The organism is Thiomicrospira sp., from assembly GCF_014859555.1.
In the GTDB taxonomy this organism is placed as follows: Bacteria; Pseudomonadota; Gammaproteobacteria; order Thiomicrospirales; family Thiomicrospiraceae; genus Thiomicrospira.
Genome location: NZ_JACUTY010000010.1, coordinates 19523 through 41170 on the forward strand (window position 1 = coordinate 19523; position 21648 = coordinate 41170).

The window sequence follows — 21648 nt, forward strand, 5'->3', positions numbered from 1 at the left end:
CCGGTCGATAAAACTGGGCGACCTTTTTGGGCGCTGATTTATCGACACTGCAGCATAAATTGAGGAGACGACCATGTCTGAGATGCCAACCCCAGTAAAGTTTACTGAACAAGCCGCTGCAAAAGTAAGCGGTTTAATAGCCGATGAAGGAAACCCGGATCTAAAACTGCGCGTGTACATTAGCGGTGGCGGTTGCTCTGGTTTTCAGTATGGCTTTACATTTGATGAAGAACAGGCTGAAGACGATACATCCGTTGAACGCGATGGCGTGACTTTGTTGATCGACCCAATGAGTTTCCAATATCTTGTCGGTGCAAAAATTGATTATTTAGAAGACTTGCAGGGTGCGCGTTTTGTCATAGAAAACCCGAACGCCACCACAACCTGTGGTTGTGGCTCGTCTTTTAGTGTGTAAGTGTTAAGGAAGTAAGCATGCAATATATTCCAGGATTGGCGGGCGTTCCGGCCACCGAATCGAAAATTTCATTTATCGACGGTCAAAAGGGACTGCTCACGTATCGTGGGTATGACATTATGGAATTAGCCGAGCGGTCGTCGTTTGAAGAAACCACGCTGCTGTTATTGTTTGGTGAGTTACCCACGGCTAGCGAATTGGCGGATTTTGATCACCAGTTACGTAATCATCGTCGTGTTAAATACAACATTCGCGAGATTATGAAAAACTTGCCAGAAACCACCCATCCTATGCACATGTTGCAGGTGGTGGTCGCCAGTTTGGCGAGTTTTTACCCTAGTACCGAATACATGAAAGGCGGCACTGAGAACCAAGACTACATCAACGATGTAACCGTGAAAATCATCGCTCACATGGCCACCTTGGTGGCGCAGTGGGAGCATATGCGAAACGGTTACGATCCAATTGAACCACGCAAAGATTTAACCTACGCTGAAAACTTTTTATATATGGTAACTGGCGAAGAACCCGATCCCGATTGGGCACGTTTGCTTGATGCCTGTTTAATTTTGCATGCTGAACACACCATTAACGCCTCAACCTTTACCACCATGGTAACGGGTTCCACCCTAGCCAATCCTTGCTCGGTTATTTCTTCGGCCATCGCCTCTTTATCCGGCCCACTGCATGGTGGGGCGAACCAGATGGTGATCGAGATGCTTGAGACGATTGGCCGCCCAGAGAATGCACGCGCTTATATCGAAGATCGTCTGGCGAAGAAAAAAGTCATTTGGGGTATGGGGCATCGCGAATACAAAACCAAAGACCCACGAGCCACCATTTTGCAACGTTTATCCGAAAAGCTACTGCAAAAGAAAAACCAAAGTGGCGAGTTAAGTTTAATGTTTAAAACCGCGCTTGAAGTCGAAAAAGTCTGTGAAGAACATCTAGGGCACAAGGGTGTTTACCCAAATGTGGATTTTTACTCAGGCATTCTGTATAAAGAAATGGGCTTTGACCCGAAAATGTTCACATCCATTTTTGCGGTGGCACGCTCGGCCGGATGGATGGCGCACTGGCGTGAACAATTACAGAACAACAAAATTTTCCGCCCAACTCAGGTTTATACCGGCGCGGGCAATTCATGTTATCTATCGGTTGACCAGCGTGGAGAAGGTATTAGCGCGATGCTAAAAGACCCGTCCGCGGTAAGTGATCGCTAACAAATGGTGCTTAAATGCTTGGTGAATTGAATCCTACTTAAAAAACGATCCAATTCATTGGCTTATGAAAACATTTAAATTAAGCCTGAATGCATATATAAGTTGAAACCTGGTTGCATCTTCTTTATAATCTCCGTTCTTATTAATCCTTCCCCCTCTTATTGCCCGTTAAACAGTAAGGATGCGGAGTTGATCTGAATAAGATTAAGTTTGCAGTTTAGGATTATTTACTAGATTAGGATTTTTGAAATGGGAACATTTGTAGCAAAGCCAGCAGAAGTAAAACGCGACTGGTTCATTGTTGATGCTGAAGGCAAAACATTAGGTCGTTTGGCGGCTGAAGTGGCTTTACGTTTACGCGGTAAGCATAAGCCTGAATATACTCCTCACGTTGATTGTGGTGACTATATCGTGATCGTTAACGCAGAAAAAATCGGTGTAACCGGTAACAAGCGTAAAAACAAAATGTATCACCGTTATACTGGTTACATCGGTAACTTAAAGACAATTTCATTTGAAAAAATGCTTGAGTCTAAGCCTGAGCGCGTGCTTGAATTAGCCGTTAAGGGTATGTTGCCACGTGGTCCGTTGGGTCGCGATATGTATCGTAAGCTTAAAGTGTATGCTGGTACTGAGCATCCACATACTGCACAACAACCACAACCACTAGAGCTGTAAGGGGAATTTCATGGCAGCAGAACAATATTACGGAACAGGTCGTCGTAAAAGCTCAGTCGCTCGTGTATTCTTACGCGCTGGCTCTGGCAAGATGATGGTAAACGGTCGCGAAATGAACCAATATTTCGCTCGTGAAACAGATTTGATGGTGATTAATCAGCCATTACAAGCAACCCAAAGCGAAGGCAAGTTTGACGCTTACATCACCGTAGTGGGTGGTGGTACAACCGGTCAAGCTGGTGCAATCCGTCATGGTTTGTCACGCGCTTTACTTTCGTTTGAAGAAGGTAATCGTACCGCTCTACGTTCACGTGATCTATTGACACGTGATGCACGTAAAGTAGAACGTAAAAAAGTCGGCTTGCGCAAAGCGCGTCGTCGTCCACAGTTCTCGAAGCGTTAATCTCGTTTCAGATTCTGTTAAAAAACCCGCTTCGGCGGGTTTTTTATTTTCTAGTCTCCGTTCCAGTTTTTAAAGAGTGTATATTTCCTTAGTTATAGACTCAGTTTTGTTTTAAACCTTTTATAACCTTGCTAGAATGTCGAAACGAATGGAATGGCTCAATGGAATACATATGAAGAAGTTTAATTTACGTAGTGAGTTGTTGTTGCAGTTGGTAGAGAGCGCGCAAGATGGTATTGTATTGGCCGAAAAAGAGGGCGACGATACGATCTTGGTTTATGTTAATCCGGCATTTGAAAAGCTAACTGGCTATACTTCTGAGGATATTTTGTATCAGGACTGTCGTTTTTTACAAGGTGACGACACGGATCAAGCGGCGGTAGATGCGATTCGTGAGGCAATTAATTCGACACAACCTGTGAGAACAATTTTGAAAAACTATCGCAAGGATGGAACGCCATTTTGGAATGAACTAAGTGTCACGCCATTTTATGATGAGCTAGATAAGATTACCTATTATATAGGTATTCAAAAAGACGTCACAACACAGGTAGAACTGGCATTAGAGTTAAAGGCGGCTAAAGCTGAAATTGCTCAACTTAAATCGCTTTAAGCGAGCGGTGATAGCCAGTTTGGCCAACCACGTAGTTCACAGTTAATGCTGGGTGGCGTTAAATCTTCAATGTCGGCACTTCCCATTACCCAGGTGCGCATGCTGGCAAAGTGTTCAAACCAAACCTGCCACTGCATTGACGAAGATTCATTTTTATCAATCAATATCACACCATAAATGTTTAATGGTTTAATCACATCTTGCAGCTTTTCAAATGGAATCATTTCATCCAAACTGATGGGCTGAAAGCCCTGTTCAAAACAAAAAACAGCGGCTAATTTTGCAATCCAATTCTGGTTTTGACTGGTGGTTTGAATAAAGATGCGTTTGCTTGGCAGGTGATTACGTACTTGAAAGTGATGAAGCCGGACATGCAAGCGTTCTTGCAGTGCGCTGTGCCAAATCTTAATTGAGAGAGTGCTGGTTTGATTGGCCTTGAGTTGGTTATCGAGTTCAATAAGCACTTCTAGTAAAGGGGTTAGGCTGTAGTCAGCAAACAAACGATCGAGTACACGGTGGATTTTCACCAAATTTAGTTGCGTAATCGCTTGCATGGCTTTTTCTAAAATGGCCAATTGATCAAGCGGATCGGCCTGGCCAAAACATTTAGTTTCACCGACCACTCTTTCCGATAATACTGCTTTAACCCGACTTACCGGAATGCCTTCGTCCATTAACTTAAGTGCCTGATTTAAAAAATCTATGTGCTCTTGAGTATATAAACGATGACCCGACTCGGTTCTAACCGGTTCGATCAAGTCATAACGCCTTTCCCAGGCGCGCAGTGTTATGGGTTTCACGCCTGTTAAGCGGGAAACTTCTCGGATTGGATAGAGGGCGTTCTGATCAATTGAATTCATAATTTTGCCATAATACTCTATAGGGTTAATTTTGCAACTGTAATGCTTGCGTATAACTTTTTTGGGCTTGCACTCGATCAAGGTGATTGTGCCGACTTTGGGCTAAATCAATCTTTGGGATTCGATATTGTTTAGGCAGGTCAAAACCGATGGACTTTAATTCATTCTGGTGTTGCCAAGGCGCATGCACCCATTTAGCCGGAATAGGTTTAAGTTCAGGCAGCCAGTGTTTAATGTATTCGGTCTGGGTATCAAAACGCGTACTTTGCACCACTGGATTAAATAAGCGGTAATAGGGCGCAGCATCGACTCCGCAACCGGCGACCCATTGCCAGCCCATCGCGTTGTTAGCTGGGTCGGCATCTATTAACGTATTTGCAAACCAGGCCTGGCCTTCACGCCAGCTTAGATTGGCATTTTTGGTTAACCAGGAGGCTACTAACATACGTACACGGTTATGCATCCAACCGGTTTGCCATAACTCGCGCATGCCAGCATCAATAATGGGTACGCCGGTTTGGCCTAGCTGCCAATCGCGCAAATTATCTGGGTCATCATCCCACGGGAAATTATTAAACTTAGACTGAAAACTTTGGTTTTCCAATAATGGGTTAAAGTGCAATAAATAGCGACCAAATTCACGCCAAGCGAGTTGGCGGATAAAGCTATCTATGGCGTGAACATCATATTCTGGCTGAGCCTTTAAACCTTGTAAGTAGTGCAACAGTTCACGAACTGATAACTCACCAAACTGTAAATGTACAGACAATTTGCTGGTGGCCGGTTCAGCTGGATAGTCGCGTTGAATCGGGTAGTCATTTAAGGAATTTTCACAAAAGTTTTTTACCTGCAACCAGGCCTGGTGCTCGCCTATTTGCCAGTGGGATATCATACGTTGCGCCCAAGCGGTTTGTCTGAGTTTGTTTAATGACGCGGGTAAATTTAGCCATTCTGGCCGGGGCGTTTGGGCTGGCTTTGTTTGTTGTAAATTATCCGGTGCGTCGTAAGGATAGTCGACTTGATTTAGCAGGGTCAGCAGTTTTTTATAAAAAGGTGTAAATACTGAATAGATCTGACCTTTTTGCGTCAGCACTTGCTCGGCTGGATGCCAGGCCTGGTCGAAGGGTTGCAAACTGATTTTATGTTGATGACAAACTTGAAGGGCTAAGTGTTGCTGGCTTAAAAAAGGTTCGCCTACTTCGTAGTGATATAGCACTTCATCAGTTTTATAATGGCTTAAAACTTGGCTAAAGTTGTGACTAAAATCGCCTTCTAGCATGAGCAATTCGCTACCTTGTTGGCGAATGGTCTTTTGTAAATTTAATAAACTGTCGGCCAGCCAAGCATTGTTAGCTTCGCCAATGATATGTTTAGGATCATGAAAATAAGCTATTACCAGTTTACAGTTGCGTTTAATTGCGTGCATAAGTGGGGCGTGATCACTTAAGCGCAAATCACGTTGAAGCCAGATAAGACTGGTCATTATGATGCCCCCTTGTTGGCTAAAACGCCCAATAGTTGAGTTTTTAAGTTGTCAGACAAGGGGTGCTCACCCAGCCAGATACCAAAATAAACGGCTTTAAATCCGGGTGTGGCAATGCGAACCAATTCGTGGCCGTTGAGTTTTAAGGCGGTACCCAATTCTGGATCATGTTCTAGCAAATAGCAGTCATCTTTGTTAACGGGCTGGTAAGCCGCGTGCAAGCGGTCAACCGCTTCACGTTGTTGCTGGGGTAAGTCATCGGCTAAGGCATGATTTGCACCATCAACAAAGTTGGCGACGGTTAAGCGTCGAGCGTAACAAAGTTCAAGCTGTGCTGGCACATGGTCAGCTAAAACCTCATCAATTCGAACCGTCTCTGGCAGTTTTAACTTGGCATCATAGAGTTTTATAAAACCCCAGCGTGCCGTGCCTTCGCCGGTTGTTATTAAAGACTGCGCCTGGACGGACAAAGAACCCGCTAGGAGGCTGATTAAAACCGTGGTGCGCCACATTATGGTTGATCCGGTTTTTGGAAAAATAAGGTCACTTCACCCACGCGGAATCCCCATTTGGTGACTTTGGCACGGTTAAGCATGACTTGATCGGTTTGCAAAAACATCCAATCATCGAACTTCACATGGATACTTGAATCTTTATAGGGTAAATCAAGCGTGTAACGCCAGTTAAAAACAGCTCCGGATGCTTGGCCAGTCGCTTTGCCGATCACATCACCAGCGGTACCTTCGTACTGATTATCGCCGACTTTTTTGATGGTCCAAATGCGTTGTTCGGTTTCACCATCGTCATACACAAATTGTTCGTCTAATACTAAGGTATCGGCTTTAACTTGGCCGTTAATATCAACCGTAAAACGGCGTTGCAGCTCGCCGGAGCGAGATTGAAATTGACCCCAGGCTAAGGTGTGGCCTTCGAAATAATCGAATAAATCCAGCTTGGGTTCGGTGTGTTCATAGTTGGTTGGGCTCATGCTGCTACATCCTGTGAGTAAACTAAGGCTTAAAGCGAATATTAAGACCATTCGGGTTGTCATAATGCGTGCTCCAAAGTGATTTGAACGACATCGGTGCGCTGGGTTTCAAAACCCACTCGGCAGTAATCCAAGTAATAATGCCAGATACGTTGAAAACGAGCGTCGTAACCCAGCTTTTCCAGCGCCGGGCGTTGTTGATCAAATCGCTGACGCCAGAGGTTAAGGGTGTCAGCATAATCTTGACCAAACGCTAACTCGTTGGTAACGTTAAAACCATGTGCTTGTGCTAATTCATGCAATTGGGTTTTTGAAGGCAATAAACCGCCCGGGAAAATATAGGTTTGAATAAAGTCGACCCCGTTTTGATAGGCGTCGGCATAGTCTTCGTCGATGGTGATAATCTGTAATACGGCTTTGCCGCCTGGTTTTAGGCAGCGTTTGAGTTGTTCAAAGTAGTCGTTCCAATATTCTTTACCAACCGCCTCAAACATTTCAATACTCACAATATGGTCGAACTGTCCATCTTGATGACGGTAGTCAGTTAGGCTTAAGCAGGCCTGGTGGTCGAGCCCGGCATCGCGCAGGCGGTGTTTAGCAAATTCAAGTTGTTCGCGCGATAAAGTAATACCCGAAATTTTGGCGCCTTGGCGTGCCGCTTGTTCAGCAAAACCGCCCCAGCCGCAACCGATTTCTAAAATATGTTCGCCCTCTTCAAAGTCGAGTGCATGCAAAATGCGCTGGTACTTAAGAACTTGAGCCTCAGTTAAGTCTTGCTCAGGGTGCTTAAATAATGCGCTCGAATAACTCATGCTTGAATCAAGCCAAAGTTGATAAAAGTCGTTGCCTAAATCGTAATGCGCTGAAATGTTTTCACGACTATTTTCAATCGAATTATGGTTGGCCTGATGGCGTTTAAGCAGGCGTTTATAAAACCAGCTATGGCCTTTTAAAGTGCGAGCTAAAGCGGTTTCGTTGTCCGCGCCTAATTTCAGCAGGCTGTGCAAGTTTGAGGTTTCAATTAAACCATTGGCATAAGCTTTAGCAAAGCCGAGTTCACCTTGGGTGACTAGCAACCACATAAACGTCAAAGGTTTCAGCAGAATTAGATCCGCATGCACGCCGGCTTGTTGTCCATTAAAACGGTGTTGGTGTTCACCAATTTTTACCGTGAGTGAACCCACATTGAGTTGATTAAATGGCAGTTTCTTTAACAGCATCGCGCCATAAAAAGGCGCACGTTTAGAGCTGAGGGTGTGTGATTGAGTTTTGCTTAACATAAGAACATCTCCGAATGACTATACTGAACGGATTTCAAGTGTTTAGGGGTGGTGTTAAATTTGCCGCCTTTTAACCAGATTTTAAGCGCCCACCAATGAATCAGACTGATAACTTTGAGCATGCTTACAGGCGCAATGCCAGCGAGTTTGAGTAGGTTGGTGTTATTTAAAGGGCGATATCTACCCGTTTGGCTGGCGTAGAAAAACGCGTCGCCGTCTCGTGTTTCTTTAATGTAGGTATAAACTTGATCGGTCGGCGGGCGTAATCGAAAGTGGTAACGTGCTTGCATATCGATAAAAGGCGAAACATGAAATACCTTATCGGCTTGGGCTTTGATATGACTGGCTGAATCGGAATCCGATTTCGAGTCCTGTGGCTCAAGTTTAAGCAAATAATGATGCCATTGACCAAACGTATTGCTGACTTCGGCTATCACTGCGATTAACTGATTTTGCGCATTATAGGCATACCACATCGCCAACGGATTAAAGGCATAACCTAAAATACGCGGATAACATATCAGCTCCACTCGAGCGGGGCGAGCTAGGTTGTATTCGGCCAAAAAGCCGTTAATCCACACTCGCCAAGATGTGCCATCGCGTGCGCCGTGATCACGTTCGTTTAGACTGACAAGGTTGAATTGGTTAAAACTTAACCAGCGTAATTTGTCCGACTCTTGTTGGATTTGATCAATGTCCACCTTGATGCTGGTGGTGGCGTATTTAAAGTGATAAGCCACCGGTTGCATGCGTTCGTGCATCACCTGTCCAACGTATAGATTTGACGCCATCTTACACCTCCCACGGCAAATTAATCTGCCAGTGTTTGGCGAGTTGGGCCGAGCTGGCTAGGCCGTCTTCATGAAATCCGTAACCGCAATAAGCCCCCACAAACCAGCAGTTTTTGTGACCTTGTAAATTAACCAATTCTATTTGGGCTTGCATGGCCGCGCGATCAAACACCGGGTGTTCGTATTCAATTTTTTGAATTACACAATCGGCTTTGGGTTCGGTAATCGGGTTTAAGGTGACAAACACATCGGTTTGAATGCCGAGTGGTTGCAATTGATTCATCCAATAAGTCACCGCGACCGCTTGTTTGGCTTGACGATCTTGACCACTCAGATAATTCCACGAAGCCCACGCCGAACGAATGCGCGGCATTTGCTCAACATCGGTATGCAACCAGGCCTGGTTGGGCTGATATTGGAAGTGGTTTAACAGCTCAAAACCTTGATCTTTTAATAAGGCATAAGACTGGTCGGCATGACACGCAAACACGACGTGATCAAACTGGTAGGACTCGCCATCCGCGCTTATGATTCGCACCCCCTTATCACTTGATGAAGTGAAGACTTCGGTGACGCCTTGTTGAACCACTTGAAAGCGTTTGAGCGCTAAAATTTTCTCTAAATATTGATGTGCGCCCTGTTTGACCGTGCGCCATTGTGGACGGTCGTTGACATTTAACAAGCCGTGGTTAGCAAAAAACTGTAAGAAACTCTGTGCCGGAAAATTCAACATAGTGTCGGTCGGGCAAGACCAGATCGCCGCGGCCATCGGGAGCAAGTAATCACGCTGCATGGTTTCGCTAAAGTTATTTTGGGTTAAATATTCACCCAGGCTTAAGTTGGGGTTTAAGCCACCTATTAAATCTGCTTTGGCCAGTTTGTTAAAACGCAGAATGTCTTTAATCATGCGCCAATGTCGAATAGAAAACAGGTTTTTGCGTTGTGCAAACAAGGTGTTCAGATTGTTGCCTGCGTATTCCAATCGACCTTGATCTATGGAGACCGCAAAACTCATATCGGTTGGGTGGGTCGCCACCTCTAAATGCTTAAACATGGCTTTAAGCAAAGGATAGTTAGGTTCGTTATAAACAATAAAGCCAGTATCCACGGTGGTCGGCTCACCGCTGACTTCAGTTTCGATGGAATTGGTGTGGCCGCCGAGTTTGGCGTTTTTTTCGAACAAGGTCACATCATGGCGTTGGCTTAAAAACCAAGCCGCGCTGATTCCGCTGATGCCACTGCCAATCACGGCGACCTTGTATTTTTTATCCTGCTCAAACATTTGCTTTGTCCGTCGTTAGTTTGTTATATTATATTTATACATAAATTGTACAGATGTACAAGGGGGCGATATGAAAAAAAACACACAGAACAAAAAAATTTGGATTGTGGGCGGATCACAAGGAATTGGTTTGGAACTCGTCAAAATTTGGTTGGCACAAGGGCATAAAGTCGTCGCATCTGCCCGTAATGCTGAATCATCGGTTGAGTTAGCGGAGTTAAAACGAGCTTATACAAACTTAAGTTGTCTAAACTTAGATGTCACTGATCCGCAAGATTGTCAGGTTAAAAGCCACCAGGCCTGGTCGTTGTACGATGGCTTGGATATGTGGTTTTATAATGTTGGCGCTTATCAGCCCATGACGATTAAAGAGTGGGATTGGCAGAGTTTTAATTTTATGAACCAGACGAATTATTTAGGTGCGGTGTCGTTAATGTTGGCATTGCAACCTTTGTTTGCCGAGCAGGGAACAGGGCGCTGGGTTTGGAATACCAGTCTTGCTTCCTATTTTGGTCTGCCTTATGGCGGTGGTTATTCGGCTCCTAAGGCGGCGTTGGTGAATCTGGCCGAGTCATTACAGCCAGAGTTGGCGCAAAATGGGTTACAACTGCAAATCATCAATCACGGTTTTGTTAAAACACGTTTGACTGAAAAAAATACGTTTGATATGCCAGGCCTGGTGGAACCAACTCAAGCCGCGATATTAATTAACCAAGGGTTAGAGCGTTCAAGTGGATTTGAAATCCGCTTTCCATTTGGCTTGCGTGTTATGCTCAGTTTGCTAAAAGTGTTGCCTTATCGCTGGTCGTTGGCGTTTACCAAAAAGATGCTGCATTAAGCTGGGGCTTTTAAATCCGAACAGGAAATTAATATGAACATTCAACATCAGTTAGACATCTATAAAAATTTGTTTGAAAACCTAACACCCGAGACGATTGATCAAGAATTTGTTCAGGTGTTTGACCAAAAGATATATTTTAAAGACCCATTTAACGAAGTGCGCGGACTCGTGTCGCTTAAACAGATTTTTAAACATATGTTTGAAACCCTGCATGAACCGTCATTTCGGATTCATCATATGGCGGGTGCGGATAAAACCGGTTATTTGGAATGGCGGTTCTATTTCAAGTTAAAGCCCAATGCCGATGTTCAGCAAATTAATGGCATGAGTAAAATTTTGTTCAACGAAGCTGGCCAAGTGATTGTGCATATGGATTATTGGGATACCGGCGAATACGTGTATCGCAAAATTCCCGTGCTAGGTTGGTTTATTAAGTTAGTCGCTAACCGACTGAAAGCCCGCTAAATACCAATGAGGATTAACCCGCGCACAACCCAGCCCATCGTTTACGGCTTGCCATCTTGGTCTTTGGCGATGCTGGGCATTCCGTTATATGTGTATTTGCCGACTTATTATTATGAGTTAGGTGTCGAGATGGCGCTGGTAGGTTTGATGTTGTTATTGGCGCGGGTCACGGATGTGGTATCCGATCCGTTAATTGGTTGGTGGCGTGATCGTCTCAGCCATCGCGGGCGTTATGGCCTGATGACTTTGGGTTGGGGTTTGTTATTGGTGAGTTTGTGGCAATTGTTATTGCCCAATAATCCCAGCGCTTGGCATTTGTTGGTGTGGGCTTTGTTAGTTTATTTGGCTTGGACTTTGATTATGATTCCCTACCAAGCTTTATCTGCCGAAGTCACCCAAGAACACCATGAAAAAACCCGCTTTACCGCAAGCCGTGAAGCCTTTGCGATACTGGGGGTAGTCAGTGTCTTGTTGTTGCCTTTAGCCCTAAGTGATCCCAACGATACCCGCCTGTTGTTTAGTTGGTTGTATCCGATTGTTGCGATTAGTTTAACGCTGGGTTTGGCGCTAATGATGTGGCGACTTAATCTGGTGGCTTTGCCGGCTAGTGCTTCCGATTCAACATCAAACCAAAGTTGGCGCTTAAATTGGGCGCAAGCCAAGCAGGCCTGGTGGTTAATTAAATATGACTCCGCCAGTCGCCAACTTTGGCCAGCTTATTTTATTAATAGCCTGGCGAATGCGTTTCCGGCGACCTTGTTTTTATTGTTTGTGCAGCATTACCTGGATTTGACGCCGCAGACAGGTTTATTGCTGATGACGTTTTTTCTAGCCGGTGTCTTGGCCTTGCCGTTTTGGGTTAAGTTATCCAGCAAAATAGGCAAATACACCGCTTGGCGTGCTTCCATTTTATTGGCTTGTTTAAGTTTTGGCTGGGTGTTTACTTTGCAATCCGGCGATTTATATGGCTTTATGCTCATCAGCTTTTTATCCGGTTTAAGTTTGGGCGCCGATGTCGCCTTACCCGGTTCGATTCAGGCCGATATTGCACAAGACTTAAGTCAAAACCAAGTGGCATTGAGTGGTTTACTGTTTGGCGTGTGGGGCATGTTAACCAAATTGGCGTTGGCCTTAGCCGTCGGTTTGGCTTTTCCGTTGCTCGATTGGATGGGCTGGGATGATAAAAGCGCCGCAAGTTTTACAACCCTAGTTTGGCTGTATGCTGGTGTACCGATCGCCCTAAAACTACTGGTGTTGGTTTGGTTGACAGGCGCGAAATAAAGAGTATTAAAAATAACAAAACTGGGCTTTAATAGCACCTTATAAAAGTAGGTTTTTGATGTTAGTCTGCGACCGCTAAAAATTCTTGCTTGGTAGAGCTAGATAGACATGCAAATATTTACATTTTTTGTAGTAGATTTACATACTTAGTTTTTGGTTGCTATCCGGCAATCCTGTAGCCACATCCTTAAATGCAGCCAGTGCAGCTTCTAAATGGTCAATGATTTCTTGTTGAAGAATGTCGGGGGGGGGCAAGTTGTCAAGGTTATCCAAGCTATTATCTTTAAGCCAAAACACATCAAGACTGGCTTTATCACGGTTGATTAACTCATCATAACTATAATATTTAAAGCGTTCAGTTTCTTCGCGTTCGTGGCGATTTTTAGGGTGATAGCATTGAATGAAATCTTTAAGATCATGCAGCGTCATTGGACGTTGTTTTAACGTAAAGTGCTTATTGGTTCTTAAGTCGTAAAACCAAACTCCCTTGGTATGCACTTTTTCATCCCGTGGTGCATTATCAAAAAACACCACATTGGCTTTCACACCATTAGCATAAAAAATACCTGTCGGTAAACGCAAAATGGTATGTACATCGCAGTGAATCAACCACTTTCGGCGAATGCGCTCACCCGCACCACCTTCGAACAATACGTTATCAGGTAATACAACGGCGGCTTTACCAGTATCTTTTAAGCTCGCCACAATATGCTGCAAAAAGTTAAGCTGTTTATTGGTTGTAGTGGCCCAAAAATCTGAGCGCTTGTATGTCAAGACATCCTTATCTTCGCCACCTTCAGCATTAGTAATGGTCATGCTACTTTTTTTACCGAACGGTGGGTTAGCTAATACATAATCTACTTTGTTGTCGCCCTTTATTGCTGTAAGCAAAGCATCCGCGCGCTCTATCTTTGGTTCACCATCAATACTGCCAATATTATGTAAAAACAAATTCATTAAACACATACGCCGGGTTGAGGGCACGATTTCATTACCAAAGAAGGTCTCATCCCGTAAAAAGTTCGCTTGGTTTTTATTGAGTTTGGTTTTGGCAATTGTGCTGGGGTCATGTTTAGACGGATTCCAGTGGTTCATGCCTTTCTCAATCCACCTCTCATCGCCATAAGTGATCCAGTCGCTGGCACTTAAAAAGAAGCCGCCTGTGCCACAAGCTGGATCCAGAATCGTTCTTTCTGCTTCAGGTCGAACACAAGCCAGCATGGCATCAATTAATGGGCGTGGCGTAAAGTACTGTCCTGCTCCACTTTTTGTGTCTTCAGCATTCTTTTGCAGCAAACCTTCGTATAAATCGCCTTTGGTATCGGCATCTAGGCTGATCCAGCTTTCTTCGTCGATCATTTTTATAATGCGTGACAGTTTTGCTGGATCAGGGATTTTATTTTCCGACTTATAAAAAATAGCGCCCAGCATACCCGGGGCATCAGATAGTATATTCAATACATTACGGTACTGATTTTCTAGCTCCATACCAGTTAAGTCAGTTAATGAATCCCAGTTGTAATCGTTAGGTACCTTGGTATCGCGTGAATAAGGGGGCTGTGAGTATTCGTAAGCCATTTTTAAAAACAATAAGTAGGTTAGCTGCTCCAAATAATCGCCATAGCCAACACCATCGTCACGTAAGGTGTGACAGTAATTCCAAACTTTCTGTACTAATGCAGGAGCGTTCACTAATGGTCTTCCAAATCCTGAGAGGTATTATTCAATAAAGGGCGCTGATTATACCTGTCTTGTGCTGTACGGATAGCCTGTTGTAGACGTTGATGCAAAATTTCTCTGTCGGGTAGCACGGCTAAGTATTCAGCGACATGTATACCGGCACTATCCATTTCTAAAAGTTCAACCTGCTCCTGATTTTTCTCGGCGCACAAAATAATGCCAAGAGGCGCCTGCTCACCTTCTTGACGTTCGTACTTATCTAGCCAGCGAAGATAAAGCTCCATTTGGCTTTTGTAGTGATGTTTGAATTTTCCTAACTTTAAGTCAATGACCACTAAACGCTTGAGTTGACGATTGTAAAACAACAAGTCGATATAAAAGTCATCACCATCAAGCTGAATACGTTTTTGCCGTGCGATAAACGAGAATCCAGCGCCAAGCTCTAATAAAAACTGTTCTAGCTCGCGTAAAATAGCATCCTCTAAATCTTTTTCGAGATAATGGTCATTGAGCCCTAAAAAATCCAATACATAAGGGTCTTTTAGTAATAAGTTTGGAGTAACCTGCTGCTGCGCCAATTGCGCTAGTTCTAGCTTTATCGTTTCTTCAGGCTTTTTGGACAATGCTGTGCGCTCAAACAACATACTATTGATGCGCTCACTTAAGGTCCGTACGCTCCAAAATTCTGCGGCACACATCTGTGCATAAAACTCACGGGCAAGCGGATCTTTTAAGCTAATGAGCTGCCTAAAGTGGCTCCAACTCAATTTTGCACACAGTGAGTGCAAAATTTGTTGATCTGGAAATTGTTCATTCAGTTGCATCATGTAGGCGATGTTTCTTGCACTCCATCCCTTACCAAACGCTTGAGTGAGTTGCTGAGCTAAATTGGCCACAATCTGCTTACCATACTCTGCCCGCTCACCCTTGAGTAGTTCTTGGTTAATACGCTGACCAATTTGCCAATACATCATGGTTAGCGCGGCATTAACTGCCACCGCCGTTTGTTGCTTGGCTTGGGTGATTAATGTTTGAATTTCACCAAATAATTCAGTGTTAGTGACAATTTCTTTACTCATCCTACCGTCCTAATAAGTTCACCTATCCATGGATGCAGCGCATCCTTATCGCTATCTTGCTCAAGCTGATATACAAGAAAACCTAAATAAGTATTTTTATTATTAGGGTGAAACCATTTCCCTATTTCTCGAAGCTTTTGTTCAAAGTAAGCATCGGCGCCTTGGTCTTGACGAAGTTTTTTTAAGTACCATTTTTTTGTTTCATTTATCAGTGGCTTAAAAAGTTTCCATTGAGCGATCCGGCCTTCATTTAATCTTTTTTGATCAAGGTGATACAGTCGAATAGAGAGTTTTACTTTAATATCTTCCGGCGACCCCTCTTCAAATCGAGAAAATGGCACACCTGATTTGTCATAAGAAAGTAACCGCCAATCCAATCTTTTACATGGATCGAGTAAGACAGGCACTTCATTGTCTTCATCTAACTCTTCATAGGCACGTTTTTGTTCATCGACCAAGGGAAAGTAATTCCATTTACCACCTGCTGTTCCTTGGAGGTCTTTTCTGTACTCATTGCAGTGTTGGCAGGAAAAACGAAAGTTTTCAGGTTTAAATGCTGTCCATTTATAACCAGAATGTTCAGGTTCAATGTCATATCGTGTTAAGGATTTGCCGTCAGCAGTTAATGCAACACCTTGAACCTTGCCTTTAGGCCGATAATGGTCGACAGCATTATCGGCTCTCGGGATATTCGTTTCGCAATACCAGCATCTCCCATTTGATAGGGTTTCTAGGCTTTCTTTTAACTCTTTCCAAATGGCACTACGATCATCAGCAACAATGTTACCTGCTAATAACTCATTTTTAGCAGCCTCGGCTTTATCTTCCCAGTTGGCAGGTAAATTGATAAAAGTATTATCAACAAATCTCATTGTTGATCCTCTTTCAGCAACTTAGCGATAACCTGCTTAGCAATTTCATCTCGTTTTTCTTGCGATAAACTTAGTGCAAAGTTTACTAGTTGCTGGTAATCATCGGTTCCGGATTGTTCTTTCAAAAGTGAATTCCTGATTTTGATATAACGCTCATAGTCATCATCGCGTTGAGACATGCTAAATCTATCATTATCCAACCATTCAGAAATGACCTGAAAACGAAGTGCTTCAAACTTGGTTTTGTTTTCGATGCTTGCAAGCGCTCGATATGTTTCAAGTCGTTTTTGAGTTCGCTTATCAAGGCTTGAGCCTAAACCAAACATATCACTGGTGATGATACCTGCGTACCCCATGCCTTGAGGGTCATGCTGCGGCTTATGTGATTCAATGGTGCGAGTATCATCGTCGCGGCTTAAGATTTGAACTTGATCTCGAGTTAATTCAGCGATGGCGATTGGGTTGTGAGTGGTTAACACAATATGACTGTTATTTTCACCCTTAGAGCCAGAGGTGACAAACTTATTGAGATAGTCGATGTAATCTACGCTCCACTTGGGGTTTAAGTGGGTGTCGGGCTCATCTAACAAGAATAGACTTTCTTCTTCAGCGGTAAATCTCAGTAGGCCTAACACAGTTAATAGCTGCTGCTCGCCTTCACTCAGTTCGCGAAAGGTCACACTACCATCGTTCTTTTTAAGCTTAACGCGAATACGCACTTCGCTGATTAACTCAGAAACATAAGTGCTTTCAAGGTCGCGGAAAAACTGTCTAGGCTCTTGGTCGCCAACTAACTCAGTGAGCTTATTAATGTCCTTGATGAACATATACAAGTATTCACGGCCTTTTTTATTCCATAAGGTTGCATCATCATCACGTCTAATTTTAATTGGCGCGGTAGCGACGTTATGCACACGATTTAAAAAATCGCGAACCACACCTTCAGCGCCCCAAAAAATATCAGGCTTATCTTGGCATGCTCCATAAGTACCTTTGGGAGCCTTACTCTTATTTAAATTCCATGAGGGCTCATTAAGTTCAAGCAATACCGAGTCGATACTTTCTGCATTTTCATCAGTTTCTAGGCCGAGCTGGGTATCTAAAAAATGCCTGACTAGATCGTCTTGGTTAAGCACAAAGGCTAATAGCACAAATTGGCTGTGCACAGGCAGTGCATAAAACAAGCGTCTTAGCCCTGGGTCTTCCGACTTTGAGTTGCGTAGCTTTTTATCATATTGCTGAAGATAAGGGCGAAAGACCGACTGCATGCGGTCACTATGGCCTGAATAGTAGCCAAATACATATTTAGGCAAAAACTCATCTTGGCGCTTTTTGAATTCATTAAATTTAAGTGACGCTAATACGGGTTTGTCTGACAAGACACTTAGTAAATCCACTTGCAAAGTGCTGCCCGAGTCTTTATTCTCACCTAAATCACGGTAGCTGACTAAATAAGTATTTTTATCGCGTTCAGGGTCGGCACTGATTTCTATTTCTTTGTTATGGCAAAAGTATCTTAGGGTATAGGAAAAAGAAGGTTTATCTTTTTCATTCCTATCGTTTTTACCCATAATTAAATCACGAAAAAGTACAGCCAAGGCCTCAAGTACGTTAGATTTACCCGTGCCGTTCCAGCCAATGACAAGAGTGATCCATTCTTGCTCTTCAAAGTCGATGGTGACATTTTTTAGGTTTTTAAAACGCTGGCACTCGCCTTCGCGATCTGATCCGATAGTAAATGAAGCTAGGCGCATTAGTTTTCCTTAACGTCTTGCGTGGTCAATTTTAATTGGTCGAAGTGACCTAGACGATGAATTTGGATTTTGCCTGCTTTTTCTAATTTACGCAGTTCGCTGTAAATTTCTTCGATACGATCGGTTGAGGTTTTATCCACAATGCCACATTTTTCAAAGGCATCTTGGGCATCAAGCCAGCCATCAGCTGCGGTTAACACTTCGAGTAAGGTATTCATCAGATTAACTTTTTTTTTAGGTCTACTAGGTTTACGGGGTTTAGGCATTTTGGCTAAGGCTTCACGCTCACGTTTGATTTTTTCGAGCAACACTGAAGCAGATTCGTCATTAGGGTGTTGCGGTACCAGTTGTCCTGAAAACGCCGACTTTAAGATATTTTTACGCTGGGCTTGGGAAGCTGTTAGAGCCGCGAGCGTATATTCCTCTTGTTTTGCTAGAAGAGTTAACTCTTCCTCAAGCAATTCTATTATTCGCTTTTGCTCTACTGCTGGAGCTAATGGCACAGGGAACTTTTGCAAAATTCCTTTGTTAATTGAGGCAAGATTCGTCGTTTGTTTACCTGCATTCTGAAACCATAATTTTCCAAATGTGTTTCCGTGATGTGAGATAAACTCGGGGACTAAATCAGTCACAAAAGCCCGCATACGAAATACATGATTTTGATGAATACAATTATCCACTTCGCCATACCATACCCATCCACGACCTAACTTATCCCTGTCACCGCCTTCGTTAAACAAAATATCACCTGGCATTAACGTATATTTTTTTATATCAGATTCAGTGGCCAAAATAGTCTTGATCTCATCAAGATCCAAGAAGCCCCGCTGTACGTTAGCAACCCTAAGGTAAGGTACTTCACGCATTTTTATTTCAGCTTTTCTTTTTGTGCCTTTTGTTACACCCGAAACGATATCTCCCAACATATCTAAACTCGCCCATACCCAACCTTCTGGCAGTTCCGGTAAATCGGTAGTATCTGGTTGAACCGGTTCTGGGTATGCGTCTTGCCAGTTTTTAGGGTGTGTTTTGCCTTTTTCGGCAAACTCGGCAAGCTTTTGTTGCTGCCACTGCTCCCTACGCTGTTTTAAAATTCGCACTAACAGTTGTTCACCCGTTTCTTGCACTTTGGTGCGATTTTCCTCTCGCCATTGCTGGGTCAGTGAACCTTCAACGGCACTTTTTAACAGAGATTGACGATATTGGTTGAGTTTGATTTGTGCGGCTTGGAGTTCATTATCCCCAGCCTCAAGTTCAGAGAAAAGTTCTTCGAGTTTATCTACTATGCGGAGCTGTTCAGCTTTGGGAGGCAAATTAAATGGTAGGTTATTTAGAACGATTGGATCTATGTGTGGGATGCCAACGCCCTTTGTCTGCGCATTAAGTGTTTTGTAAATAGATTCAAAAAAATAGGCGAGGAGCTTAATATCGACTAAGTCTGATGTTACTTTAGCCAACGTTGAACCCACGTACCCACTAATTCCGCGTCCTGATAGCCCGGCTCTTGCTCCATCCCACACTAATAAAACATCTTTTTGAGTACAGCAAACGGCTTCTTGCTCTGGTGCATATTCAGTAATTATGCCTTTTTCAAAAGCTTTTATGTTGATGTATGGGATTGTTCTTAATTCTGACTTTTCACCTAAATCACGAGGCTTTTTACCTTTTTGAGTCTGAATGACTTCCGACAAAGGTAAAGTTAACCAATTTTTGGGAAGTTGAGCCGTTTCGATTTCACTCACGCAATATAATCCTGATTTATTTCGGTCGCGGGGCACCTGGTTCGTTGCTAATGGCATTAGTAACCTTGTTTAAGCTAAACCTAAACGGTTTCAGGCTTTTTGTAAACCTCCTTGTCGAAAAAGAGATTGTAGACAAATCCATTAAGCTCGGCTTGATCAGCTAGCGGTAAAAGATTTTAGCTCTGAACCTATTCTAATTAGCAATTTGAATAGGGGGACATTATATCGGTGAGGTGCAGTTAGTTACTGGTTTTTTCCTTGTTATTTGTGGAGTTTACTATAGCTGTAGTCGCAAGAAACATGATTAACGAAGGGTTTTAACCACCAGGCCTGGTGGTTGTTATTTTTTGGGTTTTAGGAGCAAGATAAGGAAGAGTGTCATAGCGCTCACGACAATGGCAGGGCCGGATGGTAAATCTAGATAGTAAGATAAGATTAAGCCGGTTGCGACACTAAAGCTGGCGGTGAAAAAGGTGTAACCCAACATTTGTTCGGGCGTATTGGCTAAACGGCGAGCGGTGGCGGCGGGTAAAATCAGCAGTGAGGTGATGAGTAAAATGCCCACAATTTTCATGGCGACCGCAATCACCAATGCGAGCAATAGGGTCATTTGCAATTGTAGGGCTTTGACTTTTACACCTTCAACTTGCGCGAGTTCGGTGTTGAGGGTGAGGTTAAGCAGGTCGTGCCAGTTGCGGTAAAAAAACACAAATAACAGCACCCCCAAACCGAGCATCCAATATAGGTCCTCGCGATGCACACTCAGAATATCGCCAAATAAATACCCCATAATATCGAGCTGAATATTGCCTTGTAAACTAATCACCACCAAGCCTAGCGCTAGACTACCGTGCGCCAGAATACCTAGTAAAGTATCGGTGGCTAACAAGGCACTTTGGCGCAGTTGATGCAGACTAATCACAATAATAAACGAGGTGATGAGAATCGCGAGGGTTAAATGGATTTGTAAAATCAGCCCCAAGCCGATCCCTAATAAAGCCGAGTGCGCGAGGGTTTCACCGAAGTAAGCTTGACGTTGCCAGACTACAAATACGCCCAGCGGCGCGGCTAACCAAGCCGCCAACAACCCGGCGCTAAGCGCATAAAGCATAAAGGGGTCTAGCGTCATAAAAATTATCCGTGTTTACAGTGGTCGTGGTGATGTTGATAAAGTGCGTGCTCGGGCAAATCTGTACCAAATTGCGCGATAAAGCTTGGGTGGTCGCGCAAGCTTTGAACCGTACCTGAACAGCACACGTGCTGGTTTAAGCAAATGACTTCATCGGTGTGTTTCATCACCAAATGCAGATCGTGGCTGATCATTAATACACCGCATTGGCGTTTTTGTTGTTGCTCATGAATAAGCTGGTATATTTGACTTTGGCTTTGTAAATCAATGCCTTGCACCGGTTCGTCCAGCACCAATAAATCTGGGTTACGAATTAGCGCACGTGCCAATAAAACCCGCTGCATTTCACCGCCCGATAAGGACTGCACCGCTTGGTTTAAGTGGCTTTCGACCTGGAGTTCTTGTGCGATGGTTTCGATCTGTGTGGTATTATGTTCTGCCTTTTTTAAGCCCAGTTGTAAAAAACGTTTAACGGTTAAAGGCAGGGTCGGATCAATTTGGATTTTTTGCGGCATAAAGCCAATCACCAAGTTTTGGTGATGCACGACCTGGCCTTGGGTAGGCTTAAGAATCTTCAGCAGAATTTTAACCAGGGTGGATTTACCCGCGCCGTTCGGTCCAATTAGGGTAATGATTTGATTGCGTTTAATTTGAAAATCAATATCGTGCAACACACGATTGTCACCAAAACGGTGTTGAATCTGGTGTGCACTAATCAATAAATTAGATGGTGTGTCGGCCGAGGCGCTGGGTTGGGTCTGGTTCATAATGGCTATTTTACAGGGAGAC

22 protein-coding genes are annotated in these 21648 nt (G+C 43.8%); 8 read left to right on the forward strand and 14 right to left on the reverse strand.

Annotation, left to right across the window (positions count from 1 at the left end):
* Positions 1 to 73 precede the first annotated feature (73 nt).
* From erpA to IBX48_RS03140, 5 genes are all read left to right on the forward strand, one after another.
* Complete coding sequence (erpA, locus tag IBX48_RS03120) at positions 74 to 415, forward strand: iron-sulfur cluster insertion protein ErpA (protein WP_029935992.1); 342 nt, start codon at positions 74 to 76, stop codon at positions 413 to 415.
* Positions 416 to 432: 17 nt separating this feature from the next.
* Positions 433 to 1638, forward strand: coding sequence for a citrate synthase (locus IBX48_RS03125; protein WP_296830623.1), 1206 nt, complete (start codon positions 433 to 435; stop codon positions 1636 to 1638).
* Positions 1639 to 1887: 249 nt separating this feature from the next.
* Positions 1888 to 2316: a 50S ribosomal protein L13 gene (gene rplM, locus IBX48_RS03130; protein ID WP_296830626.1), complete on the forward strand. Its 429-nt coding sequence runs from the start codon at positions 1888 to 1890 to the stop codon at positions 2314 to 2316.
* A 10-nt stretch (positions 2317 to 2326) separates the two neighbouring features.
* Complete coding sequence (gene rpsI, locus IBX48_RS03135) at positions 2327 to 2719, forward strand: 30S ribosomal protein S9 (protein WP_296830628.1); 393 nt, start codon at positions 2327 to 2329, stop codon at positions 2717 to 2719.
* A gap of 172 nt (positions 2720 to 2891) precedes the next feature.
* Positions 2892 to 3332, forward strand: a complete 441-nt coding sequence (locus tag IBX48_RS03140) for a PAS domain-containing protein (protein WP_296830630.1) — start codon at positions 2892 to 2894, stop codon at positions 3330 to 3332.
* Here IBX48_RS03140 and IBX48_RS03145 read toward each other — a convergent pair.
* The 7 genes from IBX48_RS03145 to IBX48_RS03175 are packed head-to-tail and all read right to left on the reverse strand — an operon-like array spanning position 3329 to position 10016.
* Positions 3329 to 4192, reverse strand: a complete 864-nt coding sequence (locus IBX48_RS03145) for a MerR family transcriptional regulator (RefSeq protein ID WP_296830632.1) — start codon at positions 4190 to 4192, stop codon at positions 3329 to 3331. The two genes, IBX48_RS03140 and IBX48_RS03145, sit on opposite strands and share 4 nt — an antisense overlap.
* Before the next feature lie 25 nt (positions 4193 to 4217).
* Positions 4218 to 5675: a deoxyribodipyrimidine photo-lyase gene (locus IBX48_RS03150; RefSeq protein ID WP_296830634.1), complete on the reverse strand. Its 1458-nt coding sequence runs from the start codon at positions 5673 to 5675 to the stop codon at positions 4218 to 4220.
* Entirely contained in the window at positions 5675 to 6187 is a 513-nt protein-coding gene (locus tag IBX48_RS03155; protein WP_296830636.1) for a chalcone isomerase family protein, read from the reverse strand. Before IBX48_RS03155 ends, IBX48_RS03150 begins: the two co-directional genes overlap by 1 nt.
* Positions 6187 to 6726, reverse strand: a complete 540-nt coding sequence (locus tag IBX48_RS03160; protein WP_365942344.1) for a DUF3833 domain-containing protein — start codon at positions 6724 to 6726, stop codon at positions 6187 to 6189. The genes IBX48_RS03155 and IBX48_RS03160 overlap by 1 nt, the downstream gene beginning before the upstream one ends.
* On the reverse strand, positions 6723 to 7943 hold the full coding sequence (locus IBX48_RS03165; RefSeq protein ID WP_296830638.1) for a cyclopropane-fatty-acyl-phospholipid synthase family protein: 1221 nt from the start codon (positions 7941 to 7943) through the stop codon (positions 6723 to 6725). Before IBX48_RS03165 ends, IBX48_RS03160 begins: the two co-directional genes overlap by 4 nt.
* Positions 7937 to 8734, reverse strand: coding sequence for a DUF1365 domain-containing protein (locus IBX48_RS03170; protein ID WP_296830641.1), 798 nt, complete (start codon positions 8732 to 8734; stop codon positions 7937 to 7939). The genes IBX48_RS03165 and IBX48_RS03170 overlap by 7 nt, the downstream gene beginning before the upstream one ends.
* A 1-nt stretch (position 8735) precedes the next feature.
* Positions 8736 to 10016 (reverse strand): FAD-dependent oxidoreductase, encoded by a 1281-nt coding sequence (locus tag IBX48_RS03175; RefSeq protein ID WP_296830643.1) that lies wholly within the window; start codon positions 10014 to 10016, stop codon positions 8736 to 8738.
* A gap of 70 nt (positions 10017 to 10086) precedes the next feature.
* On the opposite strand from IBX48_RS03175, the gene IBX48_RS03180 reads away from it, so the two are divergent.
* Genes IBX48_RS03180 through IBX48_RS03190 form a run of 3 tightly spaced genes read left to right on the forward strand, consistent with a single transcriptional unit; the run spans position 10087 to position 12603 of the window.
* Entirely contained in the window at positions 10087 to 10854 is a 768-nt protein-coding gene (locus IBX48_RS03180; RefSeq protein ID WP_296830645.1) for an SDR family NAD(P)-dependent oxidoreductase, read from the forward strand.
* 33 nt (positions 10855 to 10887) lie between these two features.
* Positions 10888 to 11322, forward strand: a complete 435-nt coding sequence (locus IBX48_RS03185) for a nuclear transport factor 2 family protein (RefSeq protein WP_296830647.1) — start codon at positions 10888 to 10890, stop codon at positions 11320 to 11322.
* A 6-nt stretch (positions 11323 to 11328) separates the two neighbouring features.
* Positions 11329 to 12603 (forward strand): MFS transporter, encoded by a 1275-nt coding sequence (locus IBX48_RS03190; RefSeq protein WP_296830649.1) that lies wholly within the window; start codon positions 11329 to 11331, stop codon positions 12601 to 12603.
* A 138-nt stretch (positions 12604 to 12741) separates the two neighbouring features.
* Here the strand turns inward: IBX48_RS03190 and IBX48_RS03195 are convergent, their stop codons facing one another.
* The 7 genes from IBX48_RS03195 to IBX48_RS03225 form a co-directional block, all read right to left on the reverse strand.
* Entirely contained in the window at positions 12742 to 14295 is a 1554-nt protein-coding gene (locus IBX48_RS03195; protein WP_296830651.1) for a type I restriction-modification system subunit M, read from the reverse strand.
* Positions 14295 to 15362: a PDDEXK nuclease domain-containing protein gene (locus tag IBX48_RS03200; RefSeq protein WP_296830654.1), complete on the reverse strand. Its 1068-nt coding sequence runs from the start codon at positions 15360 to 15362 to the stop codon at positions 14295 to 14297. Before IBX48_RS03200 ends, IBX48_RS03195 begins: the two co-directional genes overlap by 1 nt.
* Positions 15359 to 16234, reverse strand: a complete 876-nt coding sequence (locus IBX48_RS03205; RefSeq protein WP_296830656.1) for a hypothetical protein — start codon at positions 16232 to 16234, stop codon at positions 15359 to 15361. The genes IBX48_RS03200 and IBX48_RS03205 overlap by 4 nt, the downstream gene beginning before the upstream one ends.
* Complete coding sequence (locus IBX48_RS03210; protein WP_296830658.1) at positions 16231 to 17988, reverse strand: AAA family ATPase; 1758 nt, start codon at positions 17986 to 17988, stop codon at positions 16231 to 16233. Before IBX48_RS03210 ends, IBX48_RS03205 begins: the two co-directional genes overlap by 4 nt.
* Positions 17988 to 19730 (reverse strand): restriction endonuclease subunit S, encoded by a 1743-nt coding sequence (locus IBX48_RS03215; protein ID WP_296830660.1) that lies wholly within the window; start codon positions 19728 to 19730, stop codon positions 17988 to 17990. Before IBX48_RS03215 ends, IBX48_RS03210 begins: the two co-directional genes overlap by 1 nt.
* Positions 19731 to 20070: 340 nt before the next feature.
* On the reverse strand, positions 20071 to 20859 hold the full coding sequence (locus IBX48_RS03220) for a metal ABC transporter permease (protein ID WP_296830662.1): 789 nt from the start codon (positions 20857 to 20859) through the stop codon (positions 20071 to 20073).
* Positions 20860 to 20864: 5 nt separating this feature from the next.
* Complete coding sequence (locus tag IBX48_RS03225) at positions 20865 to 21626, reverse strand: metal ABC transporter ATP-binding protein (RefSeq protein ID WP_296830665.1); 762 nt, start codon at positions 21624 to 21626, stop codon at positions 20865 to 20867.
* Positions 21627 to 21648 lie beyond the last annotated feature (22 nt).